Source organism: Candidatus Accumulibacter sp. ACC012 (assembly GCF_907163155.1).
Classification (GTDB): domain Bacteria; phylum Pseudomonadota; class Gammaproteobacteria; order Burkholderiales; family Rhodocyclaceae; genus Accumulibacter; species Accumulibacter delftensis.
Map to the genome: position 1 here is coordinate 380,861 of NZ_CAJQUC010000002.1, position 24,071 is coordinate 404,931.

General features: G+C 61.9%; 22 protein-coding genes. 7 read left to right on the forward strand and 15 right to left on the reverse strand.

Going from position 1 to position 24,071, the window contains the following annotated elements; genetic code table 11:
• Positions 1 to 87 precede the first annotated feature (87 nt).
• A complete protein-coding gene (locus QZ648_RS02250; protein WP_291995975.1) occupies positions 88 to 2,346 on the forward strand; it encodes a YgiQ family radical SAM protein in 2,259 nt (752 codons plus the stop codon).
• A gap of 301 nt (positions 2,347 to 2,647) precedes the next feature.
• Here QZ648_RS02250 and QZ648_RS02255 read toward each other — a convergent pair whose 3' ends face one another.
• The gene (locus tag QZ648_RS02255; RefSeq protein ID WP_291995976.1) at positions 2,648 to 2,986 is read right to left on the reverse strand and encodes a cupin; all 339 of its coding nucleotides are present in this window, start codon (positions 2,984 to 2,986) and stop codon (positions 2,648 to 2,650) included.
• A gap of 624 nt (positions 2,987 to 3,610) precedes the next feature.
• Here QZ648_RS02255 and QZ648_RS02260 point away from each other — a divergent pair.
• The gene (locus tag QZ648_RS02260) at positions 3,611 to 4,291 is read left to right on the forward strand and encodes a hypothetical protein (protein WP_169066697.1); all 681 of its coding nucleotides are present in this window, start codon (positions 3,611 to 3,613) and stop codon (positions 4,289 to 4,291) included.
• Positions 4,292 to 5,196: 905 nt separating this feature from the next.
• Here the strand turns inward: QZ648_RS02260 and QZ648_RS02265 are convergent.
• From QZ648_RS02265 to QZ648_RS02300, 8 genes are all read right to left on the reverse strand, one after another.
• Complete coding sequence (locus QZ648_RS02265; protein ID WP_291995977.1) at positions 5,197 to 5,373, reverse strand: hypothetical protein; 177 nt, start codon at positions 5,371 to 5,373, stop codon at positions 5,197 to 5,199.
• Positions 5,374 to 5,535: 162 nt separating this feature from the next.
• A complete protein-coding gene (locus QZ648_RS02270) occupies positions 5,536 to 6,525 on the reverse strand; it encodes a tyrosine-type recombinase/integrase (RefSeq protein WP_169068653.1) in 990 nt (329 codons plus the stop codon).
• Positions 6,522 to 7,433 carry a tyrosine-type recombinase/integrase gene (locus QZ648_RS02275; protein WP_291985968.1) on the reverse strand — a complete coding sequence of 304 codons (912 nt, stop codon included), beginning with the start codon at positions 7,431 to 7,433 and terminating at the stop codon, positions 6,522 to 6,524. The genes QZ648_RS02270 and QZ648_RS02275 overlap by 4 nt, the downstream gene beginning before the upstream one ends.
• The gene (locus QZ648_RS02280; protein WP_291995978.1) at positions 7,427 to 7,747 is read right to left on the reverse strand and encodes a tyrosine-type recombinase/integrase; all 321 of its coding nucleotides are present in this window, start codon (positions 7,745 to 7,747) and stop codon (positions 7,427 to 7,429) included. The genes QZ648_RS02275 and QZ648_RS02280 overlap by 7 nt, the downstream gene beginning before the upstream one ends.
• Positions 7,748 to 7,757: 10 nt before the next feature.
• Entirely contained in the window at positions 7,758 to 9,053 is a 1,296-nt protein-coding gene (locus QZ648_RS02285; RefSeq protein WP_291995979.1) for an ISL3 family transposase, read from the reverse strand.
• The gene (locus QZ648_RS02290) at positions 9,040 to 10,131 is read right to left on the reverse strand and encodes a tyrosine-type recombinase/integrase (protein WP_291995980.1); all 1,092 of its coding nucleotides are present in this window, start codon (positions 10,129 to 10,131) and stop codon (positions 9,040 to 9,042) included. Before QZ648_RS02290 ends, QZ648_RS02285 begins: the two co-directional genes overlap by 14 nt.
• A 304-nt stretch (positions 10,132 to 10,435) precedes the next feature.
• The gene (locus QZ648_RS02295; protein WP_291995981.1) at positions 10,436 to 10,717 is read right to left on the reverse strand and encodes a type II toxin-antitoxin system YafQ family toxin; all 282 of its coding nucleotides are present in this window, start codon (positions 10,715 to 10,717) and stop codon (positions 10,436 to 10,438) included.
• Entirely contained in the window at positions 10,704 to 10,967 is a 264-nt protein-coding gene (locus tag QZ648_RS02300) for a type II toxin-antitoxin system RelB/DinJ family antitoxin (RefSeq protein ID WP_012806065.1), read from the reverse strand. The genes QZ648_RS02295 and QZ648_RS02300 overlap by 14 nt, the downstream gene beginning before the upstream one ends.
• A 210-nt stretch (positions 10,968 to 11,177) precedes the next feature.
• Here QZ648_RS02300 and QZ648_RS02305 point away from each other — a divergent pair, with 210 nt between their 5' ends.
• Positions 11,178 to 11,771, forward strand: coding sequence for a recombinase family protein (locus QZ648_RS02305; RefSeq protein ID WP_169068644.1), 594 nt, complete (start codon positions 11,178 to 11,180; stop codon positions 11,769 to 11,771).
• A complete protein-coding gene (locus tag QZ648_RS02310) occupies positions 11,768 to 14,797 on the forward strand; it encodes a Tn3 family transposase (RefSeq protein ID WP_291995982.1) in 3,030 nt (1,009 codons plus the stop codon). Before QZ648_RS02305 ends, QZ648_RS02310 begins: the two co-directional genes overlap by 4 nt.
• A 98-nt stretch (positions 14,798 to 14,895) precedes the next feature.
• On the opposite strand, the gene QZ648_RS02315 is transcribed toward QZ648_RS02310, so the two are convergent.
• The 5 genes from QZ648_RS02315 to QZ648_RS02335 all read right to left on the reverse strand — a co-directional run bounded on the left by QZ648_RS02315 (position 14,896) and on the right by QZ648_RS02335 (position 18,843).
• A complete protein-coding gene (locus tag QZ648_RS02315; RefSeq protein ID WP_169068653.1) occupies positions 14,896 to 15,885 on the reverse strand; it encodes a tyrosine-type recombinase/integrase in 990 nt (329 codons plus the stop codon).
• Positions 15,882 to 16,793, reverse strand: a complete 912-nt coding sequence (locus tag QZ648_RS02320; RefSeq protein ID WP_291985968.1) for a tyrosine-type recombinase/integrase — start codon at positions 16,791 to 16,793, stop codon at positions 15,882 to 15,884. The genes QZ648_RS02315 and QZ648_RS02320 overlap by 4 nt, the downstream gene beginning before the upstream one ends.
• The gene (locus QZ648_RS02325) at positions 16,787 to 18,022 is read right to left on the reverse strand and encodes a tyrosine-type recombinase/integrase (protein ID WP_291995983.1); all 1,236 of its coding nucleotides are present in this window, start codon (positions 18,020 to 18,022) and stop codon (positions 16,787 to 16,789) included. Before QZ648_RS02325 ends, QZ648_RS02320 begins: the two co-directional genes overlap by 7 nt.
• A 237-nt stretch (positions 18,023 to 18,259) precedes the next feature.
• On the reverse strand, positions 18,260 to 18,508 hold the full coding sequence (locus QZ648_RS02330) for a hypothetical protein (protein ID WP_291995984.1): 249 nt from the start codon (positions 18,506 to 18,508) through the stop codon (positions 18,260 to 18,262).
• Between the two features lie 119 nt (positions 18,509 to 18,627).
• On the reverse strand, positions 18,628 to 18,843 hold the full coding sequence (locus QZ648_RS02335) for a hypothetical protein (RefSeq protein WP_169066693.1): 216 nt from the start codon (positions 18,841 to 18,843) through the stop codon (positions 18,628 to 18,630).
• A 15-nt stretch (positions 18,844 to 18,858) separates the two neighbouring features.
• Here QZ648_RS02335 and QZ648_RS02340 point away from each other — a divergent pair, with 15 nt between their 5' ends.
• Positions 18,859 to 21,396, forward strand: coding sequence for a fatty acid cis/trans isomerase (locus QZ648_RS02340; RefSeq protein WP_366144042.1), 2,538 nt, complete (start codon positions 18,859 to 18,861; stop codon positions 21,394 to 21,396).
• Between the two features lie 105 nt (positions 21,397 to 21,501).
• On the opposite strand, the gene QZ648_RS02345 is transcribed toward QZ648_RS02340, so the two are convergent.
• On the reverse strand, positions 21,502 to 22,071 hold the full coding sequence (locus QZ648_RS02345; RefSeq protein WP_169066692.1) for a DUF3617 family protein: 570 nt from the start codon (positions 22,069 to 22,071) through the stop codon (positions 21,502 to 21,504).
• A gap of 262 nt (positions 22,072 to 22,333) precedes the next feature.
• Here QZ648_RS02345 and mtnA point away from each other — a divergent pair, with 262 nt between their 5' ends.
• The gene (mtnA, locus tag QZ648_RS02350) at positions 22,334 to 23,419 is read left to right on the forward strand and encodes an S-methyl-5-thioribose-1-phosphate isomerase (RefSeq protein ID WP_291995985.1); all 1,086 of its coding nucleotides are present in this window, start codon (positions 22,334 to 22,336) and stop codon (positions 23,417 to 23,419) included.
• Positions 23,412 to 24,053 (forward strand): class II aldolase/adducin family protein, encoded by a 642-nt coding sequence (locus QZ648_RS02355; protein WP_291995986.1) that lies wholly within the window; start codon positions 23,412 to 23,414, stop codon positions 24,051 to 24,053. The genes mtnA and QZ648_RS02355 overlap by 8 nt, the downstream gene beginning before the upstream one ends.
• Positions 24,054 to 24,071 lie beyond the last annotated feature (18 nt).

The following is a 24,071-nucleotide window of genomic DNA, read 5'->3' on the forward strand; positions in this document are numbered from 1 at the left end:
CAAGCTAGCCGCAGATTTGCTCGATGGCAAGCTGCAGTGCAGCAATTCAATGGTGCTTTTTGGTCCTTGCTGTAGAATCGCCAGCCCATGAACACTGTCAGCATCGACGCCACGCGCAGCGCCCCCCGCAATCTCTTCGCCTACCGGAAATTCTGGGCCAGCCGTTTCGGCAGCGCGCCCTTCCTGCCGATGTCGCGGGCGGAAATGGATGAACTCGGCTGGGATTCCTGCGACATCATTCTGGTTACCGGCGATGCCTACATCGACCACCCGAGCTTCGGTATGGCGCTGATCGGGCGCCTGCTCGAAGGGCAGGGCTTTCGCGTCGGCATCATCAGCCAGCCCGACTGGCTGTCGGCGAAGGCTTTCCAGGTCCTCGGCCGGCCGAATCTTTTCTTCGGCGTGACGGCTGGCAACATGGATTCGATGGTCAATCGCTACACCGCCGATCGCAAGCCGCGCTCCGACGACGCCTACACGGCCAACGCCGAGCCGCACCGGCGCCCGGATCACGCGGTCGTGGTCTACGCGCAACGCTGTCGCGAGGCCTTTCCGGGCGCCAACGTGGTGATCGGCTCGATCGAAGCCAGCCTGCGCCGTATCGCGCACTACGATTACTGGTCGGACAAGGTGCGTCGCTCCGTGCTGCCGGATTCGAAAGCCGATCTGCTAATCTTCGGCAGCGCCGAACGGGCCATCGTCGAACTGGCGCATCGCCTGGCCGCCGGCGAGAAGATCGCCGATATCCGCGACCTGCGCGGCACCGGCTTCATGGCTCCGCGCGGCTGGTTGCCGGGCAGCGACTGGGCCGAAATCGATTCCCGCGAAGTCGATACCCCGGGGACGCTGATCCGCCATCCCGACCCTTATGCGATGACTCCGGAGAGCGGCAAGGAAGCGGTGTGCGCGGCGCAATCAGAAAACTCCGCAGCCTCGGCAAGTCCAACCAGCGCTGCGGAATCGGGCGGCGCCGCCGGGCAGCCGCGCACGCAGGTGATCAGGATGCAGTTCCAGTTGCATCAGCGCATGCCCAGGCTCGAGCGCACACGAACCGCCATCCGCCTGCCGTCGTACGAGCAGGTGGTCGCCGATCCGGTGCTCTATGCGCACGCCTCGCGGACCTTCCACGTCGAATCGAATCCCGGCAATGCGCGGGCGCTGATTCAGGGCCATGGGGAGCGCGACGTGTGGCTCAATCCGCCGCCGATTCCGCTCAGCACGCCGGAAATGGATGGCGTCTTCGCCTCGCCTTTCCAGCGCCGGCCGCACCCTTCGTACGGCGATGCGAAGATTCCGGCTTTCGAGATGATTCGCTTCTCGATCAACATCATGCGCGGCTGCTTTGGCGGCTGCACCTTCTGCTCGATCACCGAGCACGAAGGGCGCATCATCCAGAGCCGCTCCGAGGAATCGATCCTGCACGAGATCGAAGAGATTCGCGACAAGACGCCCGGCTTTACGGGCATCATTTCCGACCTTGGCGGACCCACCGCCAATATGTACCGCCTGGCCTGCAAGGATCCGAAGATCGAGTCCTCGTGTCGCCGCCTGTCCTGCGTCTTTCCCGGCATCTGTGAAAACCTGAACACCGATCACACGCCGCTGGTGAATCTCTACCGCAAGGCGCGGGCGATGCCGGGGGTCAAGAAAGTGCTGATCAGTTCGGGCCTGCGCTACGACCTCGCCGTGCGCGATCCGCAGTATGTCAGGGAACTGGTCAGCCATCACGTCGGCGGCTATCTCAAGATCGCGCCCGAGCACACCGAAGACGGGCCGCTGGCGCACATGATGAAGCCGGGCATGGGCTCCTACGACCAGTTCAAGGCGATGTTCGAGAAATTCTCGAAAGAGGCGGGCAAGCAGCAATACCTGATTCCGTACTTCATCGCCGCGCATCCGGGAACCACCGACCGCGACATGCTGAACCTGGCGCTGTGGCTGAAGCGCAACAAGTTTCGCCTCGACCAGGTACAGACTTTCCTGCCGACGCCGATGGCCATTGCCACGGCCATGTACCACAGCGAGAAAAACCCGCTGGCCAAGGTGGGCCGGGCATCGGCGACGGTCGAAACCGTTCGCAACGCGCGCCAGCGCCGCCTGCACAAGGCTTTTCTGCGCTATCACGACGCCAACAACTGGCCCTTGCTGCGCGAAGCGCTCAAGCAGATGGGGCGTGCCGACCTGATTGGCAACGGCCACCAGCAGCTGATTCCGAGCTTTCAGCCGCCGGGCACCGGCACGCGGCGCCCGCCGCCGGCCTCCGCCGCGGCGACAACTGCCCCGCGTGCGCCGCTACGCGCGGCGGTCAGCGCCGTGCCGGCTGGCCCACGCTCGCGCAAGCGCTGATTTCGGTCGCTGCCGCGACTGGCGCGGCCGGCGATGGAGCCGGCGATGGTAGTGGTGCATTCGTGATGAGACTTTCGGCAGCCATCTCCCACCCTCCGTCATCTCCCACGCTCGGTCATTGCGAGGAGGCGCTGCTGGTAGCGCCGCGTTCAGCGTTCAGCGTTCACCATTCCCGACGGGGCTTTCAGCAAGCCTGACAGCGGCGTAAAACCCACGCCGTAGCCGGATTTTATAGGTTCCATACTGCGTGCAACACGACAATAGCGCGGCCGGCGATCAGGAACAGGCGTCCCGGATACGATCAGACGGGGAGGGCAGCCGCTTCGTAGTGGACCGCCAGCCAGATCGTCTCGCGCCCCGGCATCGTCCATTCAACCCGGTGCCGTCGTAGCGGCGCGATGTCCACGTAATCCCCCGCCTTGAGCTGCTGCGCCAGCGGCTGGTCTGCAAAGCGCAACAGCGCCTCGCCTTGAAGCAGCAGGATCCACTCACCCTGCGCTTGTTCGTACCAGAAACCCGGCGGGCTGGCCTGGCCGGTCGAGACGATACGTTCGATCCTCAGTCCCGGCCGGGCAAGCAGCTCGAGAAACTGCTCGTCAAGCGATGCGCCTGGCGGCAGTTCGGCGAAGATGTTTTTCATCGGGGAGGGCCTCGGAAAACAGAAAATTCGACGCCAGGTGCCGACCAATGGCTGGAGCGGCCTGAACGTCCCCGCGCCGACGAAAGGGGAGTGGTTCGATTTATCGGCTGATGATAGCAAGACGTTCAAGCGGTGGCAGCGAATCGTTAATGTGCAAGTCGCGCAAGCGACTCACGAAACTCCCTTCTCCCCTTGCGGGAGAAGGGGCAGGGGAAGAGGGAAACGGTCATGACTTTCATGATCGGGGCTATCTCGACAAGTCATGACCGTTAGTACCACCCCACCCGACGCTGACGCGAACCGCTGACAGACTGCGCTCCGTCCGCCGGTTAGTGCGCTGGGTTGAACGGCCGCTTTATACAGACCCGATCAACCACTCCGGGTCGTGAACAACCCGTAGAATGCCATTTGTCATTCTGTGGCGGTAGGGGGAACGAAAATCTCGGCGATCGATGCTCGACGGCCTGCCTTTGAGCGGACCTGCAAGCTTGCTCTGCAGTTGGCTTCGGCGCATGATCACGGCGCCACAAATTCAAGCGGGAGCAGAGCTTTGTCGCCGAAGCCGTTGAGCGGCGCAGGGTCGTCTCTTTCCATCAAGCTGGCGGAAGCCAAAAGGAGGGCGGGATGCAACACATGATGAGAATGGCGGGGCTGGCTGCGGCCGGTGCGATCGGCGTGGCCGGGTGCGCAAGCGTGCAGCCGGGGCCCCAGGAAATGACCTTCTTTGTGACCAGTGTCGGCTCTGGCAAAGGTGGCGATCTGGGGGGGCTGGACGGAGCCGACCAGCACTGCCAATCACTGGCGCGGGCGGCCGGTGCCGGTGATCGCAGCTGGCATGCCTACCTGAGCACCCAAGCCGCGAAGTTGACCGATACGAGTTTCGTGAATGCGCGCGACAGAATCGGTGCAGGCCCCTGGCAGAATGCCAAGGGCGAGGTGATCGCGCGCAGTGTCGACGACTTGCACTCGGCCGACAGCAAGCTGACCAAGCTGACGGCCCTGGACGAAAAGGGGCAAGCCGTAAATAGTCGCACGGAGAAACCCAACAAGCACGACATACTCACCGGTTCGCGAGCCGACGGGACGGCCTTTCCTGGCGCCCCATTTCCCGACATGACCTGCAGCAACTGGACCAACAGCGGACCCAATGGCGCCGCGATGACCGGTCATTTCGACCGTGCGGGTCCCCTCGATGCCGCCTGGGCCATGTCCTGGAATTCGGCGCACCCGACACTTGGCTGTAGTCAGGAGAAAGTGCGTCCCACGGGTGGCGACGGACTATTCTATTGCTTTGCAAGGAAATGAGGCCTTGGGTCTAGGACTCGCTAGCGTAGTTTTGTACGCAGTATGGAACCTATAAATTCCGGCTACCCCGCCGATTTCCCGCCGTTGTCATGCTTGCTGAAGGCCGCGTCGGGAATGGTGAATGGTGAACGCGGCGCCACACCAGCCCCCACGTCATTGCGAGGAGGCGCAGCCGACGCGGCAATCCAGTTCCATCCTCTCACTATTTCCCACCGCATTGACATCGTGAGCACGCGAAAAGCCAAACCTCTGGATTGCCGCATCGGCTTCGCCTCCTCGCAATGACGGAGGGTGGGAGAGGCTTGCCGACCGTCTCATCAAGAACCCAACACTACAATAGCGATGGGCCCCAACACAATCCTCGCGGTTTTTGGGGGCAGGTGTTTCGCCGTGCCGCCTCGTGCGTGCGCCTTGAGCGTCGGCTTTGGTCGGCATTGCCGCCATTCGAGCGGGTTCGCGGAAAAATGCTGGGTCGGCGAGTCCGGAAGACCGCTAACTGAAAAACGCTACTCACCCTTTCGACCCGGAGCTGCCTGATGACAATTTCAAGTTCCATGGCAGGTCTCTGATCAGGAAGCTGCCGCTCGGCTCTCCTGGTCATGAGACGGCCCATTGGCAAGAGCCGACCGTGGGCTTCAGCTCTGCCGAGGTTCGCAATGCATCGGGTGGTGACACAACTGTTTGGGCTACCCCAGTTGGGAGGCCAAGTGCCATCGATTATCGACCGACTACCACCGTCGAGCTTTCACCGCTCACCACTTCAGATGGCCATGGAACACGATCACCGCCTTTTGCGCTTCCTGGATGGCAGCTATGCCTTTGTTCAGGCGGTCGGGAATGGCCTGGGCTGGCTAGGGCGCGCCCGCGCGGCTGTTGATCAGTGCGACATACGTCGTCTATTGGTCTTACCACGCGACGCGCTGATCGAACTCGTATTCCGGTGCCGGTTGCGCTTGCGGATCGATTACGCCCGATCCACTGTCCTGCATCTCCCACAACGGCGGCCCCCTTGCTGGCCGCAGACGCGGTGGCGAAGTCGGCTCACCCAGATGACCGAAAATCTCCTGGATCACCGCAATCATCGGTGATGAAGGCGATGATCTTCATCTCGGGGTTGTAAGCCGGAACCGCCGAATATGCGGTGCACTACATATTCGGCGATATGCAGAGTCCAGGAATATGCAGAATTGCAGGCGTGGGAGCCTTGTGCTGACGGCCATGTCGGCTCCCATCGCTCAGCATATTCAAGCGCCCCGCAGCGAGGCGATCAGTTTGTCTGGCGCCCGGAACCGTCCTTTTTTTAGTGAGAGCGGCACAACGGCGCTCATTGCATCCAGCTTTTCTGTTGGGTCCGCCCGCAAGTAAATTTCGGTCGTCTGGATGTCTGCATGGCCGAGCCAGAGCGAGACTTTGCGGATATCCCCCGTTGCCTGCAACACCATCATCGCGGCGCTGTGCCTCAGGCTGTGCGGCGAGATGTGCCGTTGCTTAAGCACGGGATATCGTTCGGCGGCCGTCTGAACGTATTTGTTGAGAATGTACTCGAAGCCGGATCGAGTTAGCGGCTGGCCGCGCGCATTAACGAACAACTCCGTCGCCGGCGCCGGACCGCGCACCGCCAACCACGCGCGCAAATCCACGCAAGTCTGCTTCCAGAGTGGGAGCAAACGTTCCCGACGGCCCTTGCCCATGATCCGCACATTGGGCGATGGTTGCCACTCGATCGCATTTATCGGCAGGTTGACCAGTTCCGAAACGCGCAACCCGGCGGAGAAGCATAGGTGGAGCATAGCGCGGTCGCGGATGCCGTCGTGGCGCTGGAGATCCGGCGCATTGAGAACGGTCTGCATCTCATCCATCGACAAATAACTGATCAAGTGGGAATCGGTGCGCTTCGCCGGGATCGCCAAAATGCGCCGGCTTTGTTCCAGCAGCGCCGGCACGCGATGCTCGATAAAGCGCATGAAGGACTTGATCGCCACCAAGCGGGCGTTACGCGTGCGCGGGCCATTGTGGCGCTCGGTTTCAAGGTGTTGCAGGAAGTCCATCACCAATTTGGCGTCGATCTGCTCAAGACTTAGCGCCGATGGCGTAAGCCGCAGTCGCTTGCCGGCAAACTCGAACAGCAACTGGAAGGCGTAGGCATAGCTGTCGCAAGTGTGCTCGCTCGCGCCACGTTGCAGGGGAAGGCGTTCGCGCAAAAAGGCGGTGATATGGGGGGCGATCGGTGTCATGGCGTTTGCTCCTCGAACAAGCGCTCGCATACGTCGACGATATCCTCCATCAATCGTGGCGAGCTTTCCAAATACCAGTACGTGCTGCTTGGGACTGCGTGACCAAGGTAGGTCATCAGTGCCAGCATGTGGCTCCCAATGTGGTCGCGAGCATGCGGGCAAGCTATCAGCGCATTCGACGCAAAGGTGTGACGAAAATCGATCAGCCGGGGCCTCGGCTGCCCTGCTTGGCGGGGAAGACCGCAGGCTGACAGGAGTTTGTGGAATGTCGGATACACTGCGTCGAGACTCAATGGACCGAGCTGTGTCGAGAGGAACATATGGTCATCATTGGTGGCAACTCGGCGGCGTTCGACCAGATATCGCTCCAGTGCCGCCTGGGTCGTCGAGTGCAACGGCACCAGCCGACTTTTTTTAAACTTCGTGTTGCGGATCACCAAGCCGTCAGCGGAAATGTCCTGGAAATGGAGGCTGATGGCTTCGGAAATACGCAGCCCGGTCGCGGCCAGCAGGCCAATCAAGGTGCTGTAGGTCTGCGCCCGTAGCGTCCCTGGCGGACCAAGGTGCAGCGCTTGCGCCATCAGCGCCTGGATTTCGTTCTCGGTATACAGATAGGGGGTTGGCCGCTGCCGCCGCGCACAATACACGCCCTGCGGCGGGATCTCGTGGCGACCATCGGTAGCATGAGCAAACCGCGCAAAGCGGATGACCATCTTCAAACGGTTGCTGCGTTGCGATTCCGACCGCCCTTGCCCTGCCCAGGCGATGGCCGTCGCGGCGACTATGACGGTGTCTCCTTGCGCACTGGCGAAGCGGACAAAGCCTCGGAGGCGGTGTTCGTCATCGACGAGAGCGAAACCGGCCGCGTGGCGAACAGCCAAATAGGTATCAAGCGCGTCCTTTAGCATGATGTCGCTCCCGGCCACGGCCTGATGACTTGCTGCAATAGTCCGATGTCGACTTTGGCGTACAAGGCGGTGGTGTCGATGCTGCGGTGGCGCAATACTTCGCCAATGACCTGGAGCGAAGCGCCTTGGCGGAGCAACCCGGTTGCCGCCGAATGGCGGAAAATATGGGAACCGAACGACAGCGCCTCGACACCGGCACGCCGGATGGCACGCGTAGCGACATGCTTGACCACGTTTCGGGTGATCGGCTCCCATGGAGCGACAGCGGTGATAAAAACGTAGACGTCGTTTACCGAGGGACGCGCTTGCCGCAAATAGTTGGGTTTAGGTCGTTTCCTGTGGAACGGGCAAGAACGGGGCGAAGGGCGAGACGGGCAAATGAGTGAGCTTCCCAGCGATAAGGTAGGCCATGGCGATGAAGTTTTCGACGCGGCGATAGCCGCGCGCCCGTGCGCGCGCCTCCTGGAGCGATCGATTCATCGCTTCGACGCGGCCGTTGTGTTTGCCGGCGTTAAAACCGTTGAGTACGCCAGGAAGATGCTTGCTGATCGTCCTGCCGAGGCGCTTGAATGGTTCGAGTCGGCAGCGGCTGGCCCAGCTGAGCCAGCGCTTGAGCAGGGGCGTGGCCTCGTCAGGTGTCGTGGCGGTGGCGTAGATGGAGCGCAGCGCCTGCTTGATCCGCCAGGCCCGTGCGGTCTTGAGGTTCGAGCGCTGCAACCAGTGCATGGTCTCGGTTTGTTTGACGGTCCAGTCGGCGGGCTTCTTGTGCAGGCCCCAGCGGGTGCCCTTCAGTTCGGGTTCGCTCTTGACCTCTGCTCGTCGCACCTCGTCCAGCGCCGTGCTGCTCAGAGCAACGACGTGAAAGCGGTCAAAGCAGACCTCGGCTGCTGGAAAGTGCTCGGCGGCGCCGGCCTGGAACGAGCCGCTCATGTCCATGCTGACATGGGTGATCGCGGTCGGCTGACCACCATGCTCGGTAAGGTCGCTGGCGAACTTCCCGAGCGTGGCCTTGTCCCGTCCCGGCGTCGCAAACAGCAAGCGCTGTGCATCAAGATCATAAAAAACAGAGATGTACGTCTGGCCGCGCTTACTGGCGGTCTCATCGACGCCAATCACGCGAACCTCGGCATGACTTTCCTGCGCACGCGCTTGGCCCACATGATGATTGATCACGCGCCACAGTCTGCGACTGCGCACACGCAGCAGTCGGCCGGCCGCCAGGACCGACATGGTCGGCGCCAGCATCAGCGTCAAAGCCTCGAACAGCAGGGTGAAGCGACTGCCTTCTCGCGCCCAAGGCACGGCGATCTGCGTGACCTTGCCGCAACCGGCACAGGCCACTCGCGGCACCTCGGCATGCAGGTGGGCTTCGTACTGAAAGAAATCCATATGGCGCCAGGAACGCGCCAAGCGGTCATGCAGCGGCTGCGCTGCCGCACCGCAAGCCGGGCAAGCATGATTGGCCGCGCCAAATCGGACCTGGAAATCGATCCGTCCCGACTCTGGCTTGAAGATGACTTCAGCTACCTGCCAAGGAGCAACGAGGCCCAGAGCCTGGGTGAACAGCGTTTCAATCATGAGGAAGAGGCCGCGAGAGGAAAGGCCGCTATTGTCCTCCATGCCGAGGGCGGCAGACTGCCTTCCTCGGCCCGGAGGAAGCGTAAGCGAGCGGGCAGCGATGTAAAGGGTTCGGCTGCGCCCGGACTGCGTCCGCCCTTGACATCGCCGCCCCCTCAAACCGCCAAAACCAGCGCCCGTTCCACACGAAACGACATAGAGCCAAATAGTTCAAGATGGCGTCACCGACGTCCTGAGGCAAAGGCAGTTTGGCCTCATGCCGACTCTTGCCGATGACGGTAAACGTGCCGTGCAACCAATCGATATCGTCGAACTTCAACGAGGCGACGTCGCTGGCGCGCAGGCCGAGTCGTGCCAACAGCAGAAGGATGGCTTTGTCGCGGATATCGATAGGCCTTGCGCCATTGCATGCCTCCAGAACACGCTCTACGTCGGCCGGCGGCAAATAGCGGGGCAAGCTCGCCAAGCGCCATTCGGCAATGGTCGGAATGGCGGCGTCGAGGCCCGGCTGACAACGTTCAGTGGCGATCAAAAACCGAAGAAACATGCGAGCGGCTTTTACACGGGTTTGTGCAACAGCGCGGCCGTTGCGCTTGGCGTAAGTCAGAATGAAGCCGTGGAGCTTGGTGGCATTGAACTGCTCTGGTTGCGGGTCCAGCGAAGAGAGCAGGTCCATGACGTGCTGGCGATAGGTGATCAGCGTCGAGGGTTTGACGCCACGGTGAATTTGCATCCAGTGCTCGAATGCGGCCACCAGTTCCGGCGGAGCTAGCGCCGCCTTGGTAGCGACGATGCCTTGCTGGGCGCGAAGAAACTCCGTGAACTGTTTCGCGCCGCGCCAGTAGATCGAATGCTGTCCCTTCGTGCCATGCAGCCGACCCTGCTTGGCCAAATGATCGCAGAAGGTATTCCAAACACCTTCGTGCAAGGAAGTCAGGTCACCACCGGCCACCTGCATCCAGTTGGCGAAGCCGACCGCCCCAAGGAGAAGATGCCGGATGGCGTCTTTGCAATAACCCCGTTTCACCAACCAGTCAGTGAAAGGGTCTAGATAGGGACCGACAGGTCCCGCATAATACCCCGCGCGCGTTGCTGGGCGCGTGAAATAGGTCGTAAGCATACTGTCCTCCTTTGGCTAACCAACCGTTCAAGGACGACAGTAATATGCCGAGAAAACCGGCAAAAGAAACCGCTGCAACCACCTGATTTCAAGGCAAATGCTGCCGCCCTAGGAAAGAATACTCCTCATATTCCTGGACTCTGCATATCGCCGAAAATTCCGTCATCCCCACGCCGGCCCTGCCACGAGCGCATCCAGGTCCAGGTCGATCATCTTGGCGGCGCTTTGGAACGTGTAGTGCCCGTTCCACATCGGTGATTCCGCTCGCCGTATCCTTCATTTCCTTGTCACGGAGCCCGGCTGCTCACAGGCCAAGTTCGCTGTGCGAACCGAGACGGACGAGCTGGAGTACGTTGTCGTCTGGTTTTCTGTAAATCAAGACCAAGTCTGGCTTGACGTGACAATCCCGGTGGTCCTTCCAATCACCACTGAGCGAATGATCGTGATGCTTGTCAGCCAGTGGCTGATCATGGGCCAAGGCCGTGACGATGGTGACGAAGTCACTTTGCAGCGTTTGCCGGTGCGGTCCCTTGGTTTCGCGCTTGTAGTCACGCTTGAACTGGCCGGTGTGTTCAATCTTCCGCATTCAGGTCCGCCATCAGGTCCTCGACGGTGGCGAACGACTTCAGGCCACCATTGCGCGCTTCCTTCATCGCCTCGATGGTTTCGACGTTCGGAACCAGTGGCTCGAACGGCAGTGCCTTCTCGCGGGCGACGCGGGTCAGCATGATGCGGAAGGCGTCCGACACGGTCAGCCCCATCGCCGCAAGCACGGCGGTCGCCTCTTCCTTAATGTGCTCGTCGATTCTGGCACGGACAACGGCATTTGCGGACATGATCTGATCCTCCAAGTTTGTGAGCTACATTGTAGCTCACGTGACACTAAGACGCATCCGTTGCGCTTTGGCCGGATGTCGGAAAACATCTGTTTTGCGACAGGTCAGTAGCAACCACCAAAACCACCCCTACACCGCCGCTAAAAGAGTACGGCAAACACTGTCGCTATCCTCTACTATACGGAAACTCCATTTCAAGGTTATCCGCTTATGTTGGTTGGCTACATGCGTGTTTCGTCTGACTCAGATCGGCAAAGCACTGACTTGCAGCGCGATGCTCTGCTGGCGGCAGGCGTTGATGCCCGCCATCTGTACGAGGATCGTGCCTCCGGTGCCAAGGATGATCGGTCTGGCTTGGCTATGGCGCTGGAGTTCGTGCGCCCCGGTGATGTGCTGGTTGTCTGGAAGCTGGATCGTCTGGGCCGCTCGTTGTCGCATCTACTCACCATCGTGAACGCACTCAAGGACAAGCGGGTGGCTTTCCGCTCGCTCACCGAAGGCATGGACACCACCACGGCGTCGGGCGAGCTGCTGTTTCATGTGTTTGGCGCGTTGGCACAATACGAACGCGCCCTGATCCAGGAGCGTGTTGTCGCGGGCCTGGCTGCCGCCCGGCGGCGCGGCCGGGTTGGTGGGCGACCAGCCGTCATCGTCGGAGAGAAGCTGGACACCATCATCGTCGCTCTGAATGGTGGCATGTCCAAGGCAGCCGTGTGCCGCAACTTCGGTGTCAAGCGCACCACCTTGATCGAAACCCTGGAGCGGGTCGGCTGGACTGGATCACGGGGTGCGTCATCTCGATGACAGCCAAGAGTGAGCGATTGGCTGTCCTGTCCGAGGCCGAGCAGCATGCGCTGTACGGTCTGCCGGACTTCGACGATGCACAGCGGCTGGAGTACCTGGTGCTGTCCGAAGCCGAATTGACCCTTGCGACCAGCCGCCCCGGACTTTACGTCCAAGTCTACTGTGTTCTACAGATCAGCTACTTCAAGGCCAAGCACGCCTTTTTCCGCTTCGATTGGATCGATGTCGAGGACGATTGCGCCTTCGTGTTGAGCCGCTATTTCGCCGGCGAGACGTTCGAGCGCAAGCCAATCACCAATCATGAGTACTACACCCAGCGCGGGCGGATCGCCGAGCTGTTCGGCTACCGGCTGTGGATTGGCGACTTCCTGCCGCAGCTCGCCCAGCAGGCCACGCAGATCGTGCGGCGCGACGTGACGCCGGGATTCGTGGCCGCCGAGCTGATCGTTTGGCTTAACGAACACAAGATCATTCGGCCGGGCTACACCACCGTGCAAGAACTGATCAGCGAAACACTGTCTGCCGAACGCCGGCGCTTGGGTGGCCTCCTGGCGCAAGCGCTGGACGACGCGGCCAAGGCCGCGCTGGCTCAACTCCTGATGCGAGACAGCACGCTGTCCGAACTGGCCGTGCTGCGACAGGACGCCAAGGATTTCGGCTGGCGTCAGATGGCTCGCGAGCGTGAGAAGCGCGCCATGCTGGAGCCGCTGCACAGAATCGCCAAGGCGTTGCTGCCCACGCTGGGCATCTCGCAGCAGAACCTGCTCTTCTACGCGAGTCTGGCGAACTTCTATACCGTCCACGACCTGCGCAACATCAAGGCGGACCAGACCCATCTCTATCTGCTGTGCTACGCCTGGCAACGCTACCGGCAGCTCACCGACAACCTGGTCGATGCGATGGCTTACCACATGAAGCAGCTGGAGGAAGAGAGCAGTGCAGGCGCGCAGAAATCGTTCATCGCCGAGCAGGTACGACGTCATCAGGAAACGCCGCAGGTCGGACGCTTGCTATTGCTCTATGTCGATGACGCGGTAGCCGATGCCACGCCGTTCGGCAAGGTGCGGCAGCGCGCGTACAAGATCATGCCGAAAGACACGCTTCAAATCACCGGCCAGCGTATGAGTGTCAAACCGGCGAGCAAGCTGGCCCTGCACTGGCAGGCGGTTGACGGCCTGGCCGAACGCATTCGCCGCCATCTGCGACCTCTGTATGTCGCGCTCGACTTCGCCGGCATCGACCCGGACAGTCCGTGGCTCGCGGCACTGGCCTGGGCAAAGAGCGTGTTTGCCAACCGGCAACGTCTGTCGCAACGGCCGCTTGCCGAATGCCCGGCAAGCACACTACCCAAGCGGTTGCGACCGTATCTGGAGATCTCCGATGCCGATGGCAAGCCAGCCGGCCTGCATGCCGACCGCTACGAGTTCTGGTTGTACCGGCAAATCAGGAAGCGCCTGAAGTCGGGCGAACTCTATTTGGATGACAGCCTGCAACACCGCCATTTCTCCGACGAACTGGTCTCGATGGAGGAAATGGCCGACGCGCTCGCACAGATCGACATCCCTTTTCTGCGCCAACCGATCGAGGCGCAGCTCGATACGCTGACAGCCGATCTGCACGCACAGTGGCTGGCCTTCAACCGCGAGCTGAAACAGGGCAAGCTGACGCACCTGGAGTACGACAAGAACACGCAGACGCTGACCTGGCGCAAACCCAAGGCCGAGAACAACAAGGCGCGCGAGCTGGTGGTCTACGAGCAACTGCCGTTCTGCGACGTGGCCGACGTGTTGCGTTTCGTCAACGGCCAGTGCCAGTTCCTGTCGGCACTGACGCCGTTGCAGCCGCGCTATGCGAAAAAGGTGACCGACACCGACACCCTGATGGCGGTGATCATCGCGCAGGCGATGAACCACGGCAATCAGGTCATGGCGCGCACCAGCGACATTCCGTACCACGTGCTGGAAACCACGTACCAACAGTATCTGCGCCAGGCTTCACTGCATGCCGCCAACGACCGCGTCAGTAACGCCATCGCCGCGCTGCCGATCTTCCCTTATTACTCGTTCGACCTTGAGACCCTGTACGGTGCTGTCGATGGCCAGAAGTTTGGCGTCGAGCGGCCGACCGTGAAGGCGCGCTACTCGCGCAAATATTTTGGGCGTGGCAAGGGCGTGGTCGCCTACACGCTGCTGTGCAACCATGTGCCGCTCAACGGCTACCTCATCGGCGCGCACGAGTACGAAGGCCACCATGTGTTCGATATCTGGTATCGCAACACCTCGGATATCGTGCCGACCGCGATCACCGGCGACATGCACAGCGCGAACAAGGCCAACTTCGCAATCCTGCACTGGTTCGGCCTACGCTTCGAGCCGCGTTTCACCGATTTGGAAGATCAACTGGCCGAGCTGTATTGTGCCGACGATCCGGCACAATACGAGAAGTGCCTGATCCGGCCGGTCGGTCAGATCGACCGGCAACTCATCATCGGCGAGAAGCCGAATATCGACCAGATCGTCGCCACGTTGGGCCTGAAAGAGATGACCCAGGGTACGTTGATCCGCAAGCTATGCACCTACACCGCGCCGAACCCGACGCGGCGCGCGATCTTCGAGTTCGACAAGCTGATCCGCAGCATCTACACGCTGCGCTACCTGCGCGATCCGCAACTGGAACGTAACGTGCACCGCTCGCAGAATCGCATCGAGTCCTACCACCAGCTACGCTCGACCATCGCACAGGTCGGCGGAAAGAAGGAATTGACCGGGCGCACCGACATCGAAATCGAGATCAGCAACCAGTGCGCACGCCTGATCGCCAACGCCATCATCTACTACAACTCAGCCATCCTGTCGCGGCTGCTGACAAAGTTCGAGGCAAGCGGCAACACCAAGACACTGGCGCTGATCACGCAGATTTCGCCGGCAGCTTGGCGGCACATCCTGCTGAACGGGCACTACACCTTCCTCAGTAATGGCAAGGTGATCGACCTGGATGCGCTCGTGGCGGGGCTGGAGTTGGGATGACGGAATTTTCGGCGATATGCAGAGTCCAGGAATATGCAGAATTGCAGGCGTGGGAGCCTTGTGCTGACGGCCATGTCGGCTCCCATCGCTCAGCATATTCAAGCGCCCCGCAGCGAGGCGATCAGTTTGTCTGGCGCCCGGAACCGTCCTTTTTTTAGTGAGAGCGGCACAACGGCGCTCATTGCATCCAGCTTTTCTGTTGGGTCCGCCCGCAAGTAAATTTCGGTCGTCTGGATGTCTGCATGGCCGAGCCAGAGCGAGACTTTGCGGATATCCCCCGTTGCCTGCAACACCATCATCGCGGCGCTGTGCCTCAGGCTGTGCGGCGAGATGTGCCGTTGCTTAAGCACGGGATATCGTTCGGCGGCCGTCTGAACGTATTTGTTGAGAATGTACTCGAAGCCGGATCGAGTTAGCGGCTGGCCGCGCGCATTAACGAACAACTCCGTCGCCGGCGCCGGACCGCGCACCGCCAACCACGCGCGCAAATCCACGCAAGTCTGCTTCCAGAGTGGGAGCAAACGTTCCCGACGGCCCTTGCCCATGATCCGCACATTGGGCGATGGTTGCCACTCGATCGCATTTATCGGCAGGTTGACCAGTTCCGAAACGCGCAACCCGGCGGAGAAGCATAGGTGGAGCATAGCGCGGTCGCGGATGCCGTCGTGGCGCTGGAGATCCGGCGCATTGAGAACGGTCTGCATCTCATCCATCGACAAATAACTGATCAAGTGGGAATCGGTGCGCTTCGCCGGGATCGCCAAAATGCGCCGGCTTTGTTCCAGCAGCGCCGGCACGCGATGCTCGATAAAGCGCATGAAGGACTTGATCGCCACCAAGCGGGCGTTACGCGTGCGCGGGCCATTGTGGCGCTCGGTTTCAAGGTGTTGCAGGAAGTCCATCACCAATTTGGCGTCGATCTGCTCAAGACTTAGCGCCGATGGCGTAAGCCGCAGTCGCTTGCCGGCAAACTCGAACAGCAACTGGAAGGCGTAGGCATAGCTGTCGCAAGTGTGCTCGCTCGCGCCACGTTGCAGGGGAAGGCGTTCGCGCAAAAAGGCGGTGATATGGGGGGCGATCGGTGTCATGGCGTTTGCTCCTCGAACAAGCGCTCGCATACGTCGACGATATCCTCCATCAATCGTGGCGAGCTTTCCAAATACCAGTACGTGCTGCTTGGGACTGCGTGACCAAGGTAGGTCATCAGTGCCAGCATGTGGCTCCCAATGTGGTCGCGAGCATGCGGGCAAGCTATCAGCGCATTCGACGCAAAGGTGTGACGAAAATCGATCAGCCGGGGCCTCGGCTGCCCTGCTTGGCGGGGAAGACCGCAGGCTGACAGGAGTTTGTGGAATGTCGGATACACTGCGTCGAGACTCAATGGACCGAGCTGTGTCGAGAGGAACATATGGTCATCATTGGTGGCAACTCGGCGGCGTTCGACCAGATATCGCTCCAGTGCCGCCTGGGTCGTCGAGTGCAACGGCACCAGCCGACTTTTTTTAAACTTCGTGTTGCGGATCACCAAGCCGTCAGCGGAAATGTCCTGGAAATGGAGGCTGATGGCTTCGGAAATACGCAGCCCGGTCGCGGCCAGCAGGCCAATCAAGGTGCTGTAGGTCTGCGCCCGTAGCGTCCCTGGCGGACCAAGGTGCAGCGCTTGCGCCATCAGCGCCTGGATTTCGTTCTCGGTATACAGATAGGGGGTTGGCCGCTGCCGCCGCGCACAATACACGCCCTGCGGCGGGATCTCGTGGCGACCATCGGTAGCATGAGCAAACCGCGCAAAGCGGATGACCATCTTCAAACGGTTGCTGCGTTGCGATTCCGACCGCCCTTGCCCTGCCCAGGCGATGGCCGTCGCGGCGACTATGACGGTGTCTCCTTGCGCACTGGCGAAGCGGACAAAGCCTCGGAGGCGGTGTTCGTCATCGACGAGAGCGAAACCGGCCGCGTGGCGAACAGCCAAATAGGTATCAAGCGCGTCCTTTAGCATGATGTCGCTCCCGGCCACGGCCTGATGACTTGCTGCAATAGTCCGATGTCGACTTTGGCGTACAAGGCGGTGGTGTCGATGCTGCGGTGGCGCAATACTTCGCCAATGACCTGGAGCGAAGCGCCTTGGCGGAGCAACCCGGTTGCCGCCGAATGGCGGAAAATATGGGAACCGAACGACAGCGCCTCGACACCGGCACGCCGGATGGCACGCGTAGCGACATGCTTGACCACGTTTCGGGTGATCGGCTCCCATGGAGCGACAGCGGTGATAAAAACGTAGACGTCGTTTACCGAGGGACGCGCTTGCCGCAAATAGTTCAAGATGGCGTCACCGACGTCCTGAGGCAAAGGCAGTTTGGCCTCATGCCGACTCTTGCCGATGACGGTAAACGTGCCGTGCAACCAATCGATATCGTCGAACTTCAACGAGGCGACGTCGCTGGCGCGCAGGCCGAGTCGTGCCAACAGCAGAAGGATGGCTTTGTCGCGGATATCGATAGGCCTTGCGCCATTGCATGCCTCCAGAACACGCTCTACGTCGGCCGGCGGCAAATAGCGGGGCAAGCTCGCCAAGCGCCATTCGGCAATGGTCGGAATGGCGGCGTCGAGGCCCGGCTGACAACGTTCAGTGGCGATCAAAAACCGAAGAAACATGCGAGCGGCTTTTACACGGGTTTGTGCAACAGCGCGGCCGTTGCGCTTGGCGTAAGTCAGAATGAAGCCGTGGAGCTTGGTGGCATTGAACTGCTCTGGTTGCGGGTCCAGCGAAGAGAGCAGGTCCATGACGTGCTGGCGATAGGTGATCAGCGTCGAGGGTTTGACGCCACGGTGAATTTGCATCCAGTGCTCGAATGCGGCCACCAGTTCCGGCGGAGCTAGCGCCGCCTTGGTAGCGACGATGCCTTGCTGGGCGCGAAGAAACTCCGTGAACTGTTTCGCGCCGCGCCAGTAGATCGAATGCTGTCCCTTCGTGCCATGCAGCCGACCCTGCTTGGCCAAATGATCGCAGAAGGTATTCCAAACACCTTCGTGCAAGGAAGTCAGGTCACCACCGGCCACCTGCATCCAGTTGGCGAAGCCGACCGCCCCAAGGAGAAGATGCCGGATGGCGTCTTTGCAATAACCCCGTTTCACCAACCAGTCAGTGAAAGGGTCTAGATAGGGACCGACAGGTCCCGCATAATACCCCGCGCGCGTTGCCGGGCGCGTGAAATAGGTCGTAAGCATACTGTCCTCCTTTGGCTAACCAACCGTTCAAGGACGACAGTAATATGCCGAGAAAACCGGCAAAAGAAACCGCTGCAACCACCTGATTTCAAGGCAAATGCTGCCGCCCTAGGAAAGAATACTCCTCATATTCCTGGACTCTGCATATCGCCGAATATGCGGTGCACTACATATTCGGCGGTTCCGGCTTACAACCCCATGTTAAACACCGGTTAGTACAAGCTTCGCGAGGACGAATCAAAGCCTTGCGGTGCAAACCTCGATGCTTTGCGCGCCCCGCAAAAAGACTGGCGGGAATGGCTTTTTTTCCTTGCCGGGGTAGCGCAGAGCCTTGCCCTGGAAGCTCGGAGCCTTGCCGGGGCTGTTCTCCGTGGCTCCGTTAAAAACAAGTGCTTCGCTGTAGCACTCAGCGGGCTGACGAGCGCGGATCAAAGGCTTGCCGGAAGAGCAAAAGGGCTTGCACATCGAGCACGCGGGCTTGCGCATCGCGCAAGAAACCTCGCGCACGCGCTTCGCAGGCTGGCGACGCGACGATAGTCTGATGCGCGTCGGGGCAGGAGACTTTCGGCATGCATTTCCCACGCTCCGTCATCTCCCACGCTCCGTCATTGCGAGGAGGCGAAGCCGACGCGGCAATCCAGAGGTTTGGCTTTTCGCGTGGTCAAGATGTCGATGCGGCGGGAAATAGTGAGAGGATGGAACTGGATTGCCGCGTCGGCTGCGCCTCCTCGCAATGACGGGCGGGCGGCAGAAGGCGCACGCCCGTCATTGGCGTCGCGTTCGTCGCGTTCGTCGCGTTCGTCGCACTCGCCGCCGGGCATGGCGCGGCAGGCTGGGTGAGTGCTGCAGGTGGCGATCAGGTCGCTGCCCGCGCGGCCGCGCCGCTGATCGGGCAGACAAGTGGCCCGGGATGGCAAGCCGGGGACTGGCGCAGCGAGGCTCAGAGTGGGTATGCTTCACGCTTTGCCGGTGTCGGCCACCGGCGCGCACTCGCCAGCGCGGCGCAACAACTCTGGAAAATGCTCATGATCATCAACAGGCAATCGCTGCTCCTGCTCATCGTCGTGCTCAGCGGCTGCGCCGCAATTACCCGGCACACGCTCAACGAGGACTACGGCGCAGCGGACCCGGCGCGCTTCGATGTGCCGGCCATGCCGCCGGCCGGATTCTCGTATCGTCGCGACGTGCAGCCGATCCTTGAACAGCGCTGCGTGGTTTGCCACGCCTGTTACGACGCGCCCTGCCAGCTCAAGTTCACGGCCTGGGAGGGCATTGCCCGGGGCACCAGCAAGGAGCTGGTCTACGACAGCGGGCGCCTGGACGAAGCGCCGTTGACGCGCTTGTTCACCGAGGCGCAGACGGCCTCGCAATGGCGCGACAAAGGCTTCGCGGCGGTGCTCAACGAGCGTGAACAGACGCCGGCGGCGAATCTGGCGGCGAGCGTGATGTATCGGGCGCTGAAGCTCAAGCAGGATCACCCCTTGCCGGACACGGCCATCCTGCCGAAGGCTTTCGATTTTTCGCTCGACCGGGAACAGCAGTGCCCGCGCATTGACGACTACGCGGCTTTCGAGCGCAAGAATCCCCTCTGGGGAATGCCCTTTGGTCTGCCCGGCCTGAACGAAGCCGAGATGGCCACCCTGAGCCGCTGGCTCGAACTGGGCGCGCCATTCGAAGGGCTGCCACCGCTGCCGGCAGCGATTGAGCAGCAGGTCGCCGACTGGGAGGTGTTCCTGAATGGCGACTCGCTCAAGCAGCGCCTGGCCAGCCGCTACATCTACGAACATCTTTTCCTGGCGCATCTGTACTTCGACGACGATGCGGCGCATCACTACTTCCGGATGGTCAGGTCGCGGACGCCGCCGGGCCAGCCGATCGACCTCATTGCCAGCCGCCGGCCCTATGACGACCCCGGCGTCGAGCGCGTTTACTACCGCCTCGATCGCGAACGCGAGACGATTGTCGACAAGACGCATCTGCCTTATGCGCTCGGCGCGAAGCGCATGCAGCGCTGGCGGGAGCTGTTCATTGCGGCCGAGTACACGGTCAGCGAACTGCCGTCCTACGAGCTGAAAGTGGCTTCCAATCCCTTCGTGACTTTCCAGGCCCTGCCCACCTCGACACGCTATCAGTTCATGCTCGACGAGGCGCAATTCACGATCATGAACTTCATCAAGGGACCGGTCTGTCGTGGCCAGGTGGCCCTGAACGTGATCGAGGATCGTTTCTGGGTGTTCTTCCTCGCCGACGCCGATCTGCAGGACCAGGCCGGCGAGTTCCTGTCGCGCGAATCCAGTCTGCTGGCCTTGCCGGCGGCACAGGGAAGTGATGCCGGGATCATCGGTCCGTGGCGCAAGTACGCCAAACTGCAGGGCGAGTATCTGCAGGCCAAGTCGCAGTTCCTCGATCGCTACGCGGCGACCAACAAGGGCCCGAATCCAGAGTGGATATGGAACGGCGACGGCAATAACCCGAACGCGGCACTGACCATTTTCCGCCACTTCGACAACGCCTCGGTGGTCAAGGGTCTGGTCGGCGGGCCTCCGAAGACGACGTGGGTGATCGGCTACGGCCTGCTCGAGCGCATCCACTACCTGCTGGTCGCCGGTTACGACGTCTATGGCAACGTCGGCCACCAGTTGCTGTCGCGGATGTACATGGACTTCCTGCGCATGGAAGGGGAGTTTAACTTTCTCACTTTTCTGCCCCGGGATGAGCGCAAGAAGGTGAGTGACTACTGGTATCGCGGTGCCAGCCAGGAAGTGAAGAACCACGTGTACGGAAAACTCGCCAGTTTCGACGGCCACAGCGGCATCTCTTATCGCAGCAAGGATGCGCAGCGCGAACTGTACACGCTGCTCCAGAAACGAGTGGCGCCGGTGCTGAACCGCGAATACGAGCTTGCGCAAGTGAGCGACGCCGCCTTGCGCAAGGATCTCGCGACGCTGGCCAGTGCGCGCGGTGCTGCCCTGTCGTGGTTTCCCGAGATGGTCTCCGTGCGTCTCGAGGATCCGCCGCGCGCGCCGCGTTACTTCACGCTGTTGCGCAATACCGGCCACCTCAGTGTCTCCAGCCTGCTTCGCGAAGGCCGTGAGCTAGCGCCGGCCGAGAATACGATGACCGTCGTGCCAGGCTTCATCGGCGCCTACCCGAGCGCCATCTATCGCCTGCAACGCTCGGAAATCAAGGCCCTGGCGGCGGCCATCGGCAGCTTGTCGGCGGAGGAGGACTACCGCGCGCTGGCCGATCGCTACGTCGTTCGCCGCAGCAACCCGCAGTTCTGGCAGGCCAGCGACGAGCTGCAGGAAGCGCACCTGCAGTTTTCGCCGATCGGCTCCGGCCTGCTCGACTACAACCGGCTGGAAAACCGCTGAGCGCTGATCCGGTCGCTCGCCGCCACGCACGGACGTGTCGCGCGAGCCGAGCGGGGGCCCGCTCCACCGCTCCACCGCTGCAGCGCTCCAGCGCTGCCGCCGGACTTACCGCTGCTGCTGTTTCATCAGTTCCCGAACGCGCGGGTCCTTCATCATCTCGTTGATGTCCATGCCGCCGATGGTCGGCATGCTGATGTCTCCCGGCTTCTGACCCGGCTTGCAGGGGCCGATCCAGCGCGCGTCGAGGGTCGCTTTCGATTCGCTGATGCCGTGCAGCGGCGGGCTGAAGCGGGTATGCATGTTACCTTTGTAGGCGACGTCGAAAGAGCCGACGAAAGTCGCGTCGGTCGTCGCGGTGCTGCCCTCGATCTTGCATACCGCGTGCACGCTGGCCTTGTTGCCCTGTGTCTTGACGTCCAGGACGCTGCACTTGTGCTTTTCCTTCTGCGCCTGCTGCATCATCAGGTCGTCGCTCTCGCGGTCGATGCATTGCTGCATCGCGCCGATCGATGGCATGCCTTCCATGCGCGTGTTGAGCTCCCACAGGCCGGGTTTGCGTTTCGGCAGCTCGCCGCTGGCGGCGTGCAGGGGGCTGCTCAGGCTGCATGCCGCCAGCGCAAAAAGGAGTAGGGAAGGGCTGCGGCGGCGGGTGATGGCGGCGGTGAAGCGTGTCATGGAGGTCCTCATCGGTAATCGGGTGGGCTGCTAACGGTCATGACACATCGAGACGCCCCTGATGATGGCAGCCATGACTGTTTCCCCTCTTCCCCTGACCCTTCTCCCGCGAGGGGAGAAGGGAGTTTCGTGAGTCGCTGGCGCGACTTTCACATTAAGCGCGCAGAGAATAGCAAAACTGAACAGCGCCGGGGTCTGCGGCGAGCGCTGATCGTCGCTCGCATCCTTCGGCAAGCCTGGTCGCACTGCTAGAATGGCGGCCATGAGAGTTGATGGCACGCCGACAAGAACGATCTGGCCGCTGGCAAATGCCGACGCGGTCGCGATCATCGACCAGACGGCGCTGCCGCACGCGTATCGCGTCTTGCGTCTGGCCAGTCTGGAGGAAGTGGCGCAGGCGATTTGCAGCATGCAGGTGCGCGGCGCGCCGCTGATTGGCGTGACTGCTGCCTACGGGCTGGCGCTGGCGATGGTGCATGGCGACGATGACGCGACGCTCCTGGCGGCCGTCGAGACCCTGGCCGCGACGCGGCCGACGGCGGTGAACCTGCGCTGGGCGCTGGCGCGCATGCAGCGCTGCCTGGCGCCGCTGCCACGCGCGGCGCGTGCCGAAGCCGCCTGGCAGGAAGCGGCACGGATCGCCGACGAGGACGTCGAGCAATGTCGTCAGATCGGCGAGCATGGCCTGCAACGGCTGCGCGGCGCCAGCGGCGGGCGCGAGCGGCTGCAGATCATGACCCACTGCAACGCCGGCTGGCTGGCCACCGTCGATCACGGCACGGCGCTGGCGCCGGTCTATGCCGCTTTCGATGCCGGCATCGACGTGCAGGTGTGGGTTTCCGAAACGCGGCCGCGCAATCAGGGGCTGTTGACGGCCTGGGAGCTGGCCCAGCACGGCGTGCCGCATACCGTCATTGCCGATAACGCCGCCGGCCTGCTGCTGGCGCGCGGTGATATCGACGCGGTCATCGTCGGTGCCGACCGCATCGCCGCCAACGGCGACGTCGCCAACAAGATCGGCACCTACCTCAAGGCGCTGGCGGCTGCCGCCGCCGGGGTGCCGTTCTACGTCGCCGCGCCGCGCTCGACGATCGACTTTGCCTGTCCGAGCGGGGCGGAGATTCCGATCGAGGAACGCGCTGCCGACGAGCTGCGCATCGTGCACGGCCGCGATGCTGGCGGTGTTCGCGGCCAGTTGCAGCAGTTGCCGGCCAGCGCAAGCGTCGTGAACCCGGCTTTCGACATCACCCCGGCGAAGCTGGTCAGTGCACTGATCACTGAACGCGGCGGCTGTCCGGCCAGCGCTGCCGGGCTGTTGGCGCTGTACCCGGAGGAAAGGCATGCTTGAGCTTCGTCAGAGATTGATCGCCACGGCACGGCGGATGAGCGCCGTCGGCCTGAACCGCGGCACTGCCGGCAACCTCAGCCTTCGTGTCGGCGGCGTTGCGGAGGGCTTCCTGATCACCCCGACGGGCATGGACTACGACGCCCTGGAAGCCGAGGACATCGTTTTCATGCGCCTCGACGGGACCCCCGCGGGGCGCCGCAAGCCGTCCTCGGAGTGGCGCTTCCACCGTGACCTCTACCTTGCTCGCCCCGCCGCCGGCGCGATTCTGCACGCCCATTCGCCCTTCGCCACCAGCCTGGCCTGTCTGCGCCGCGACATCCCGCCCTTTCACTACATGATTGCGCGCTTTGGCGGCGACAGCCTGCGTTGCGCCGACTACGCGACTTTCGGCACGCAGGCACTCTCCGACGCGGTGCTGCGAGCGATCGTCGAGCGTTGCGCCTGCCTGCTCGGCAATCACGGCATGCTGGTGATCGGCGACGATCTCGAGCAGGCGCTGGCGCTCGGCGTCGAACTCGAAACGCTCTGCGAACAGTACTGGCGCGCCTGCCAGCTCGGTCGGCCGGTGCTGCTCGACGCCGCCGAGATGGCAACAGTGCTGAGCAAGTTTGCCAGCTACGGACAGCAGGCCTGAGCGCCGGCGCTCCTGGAG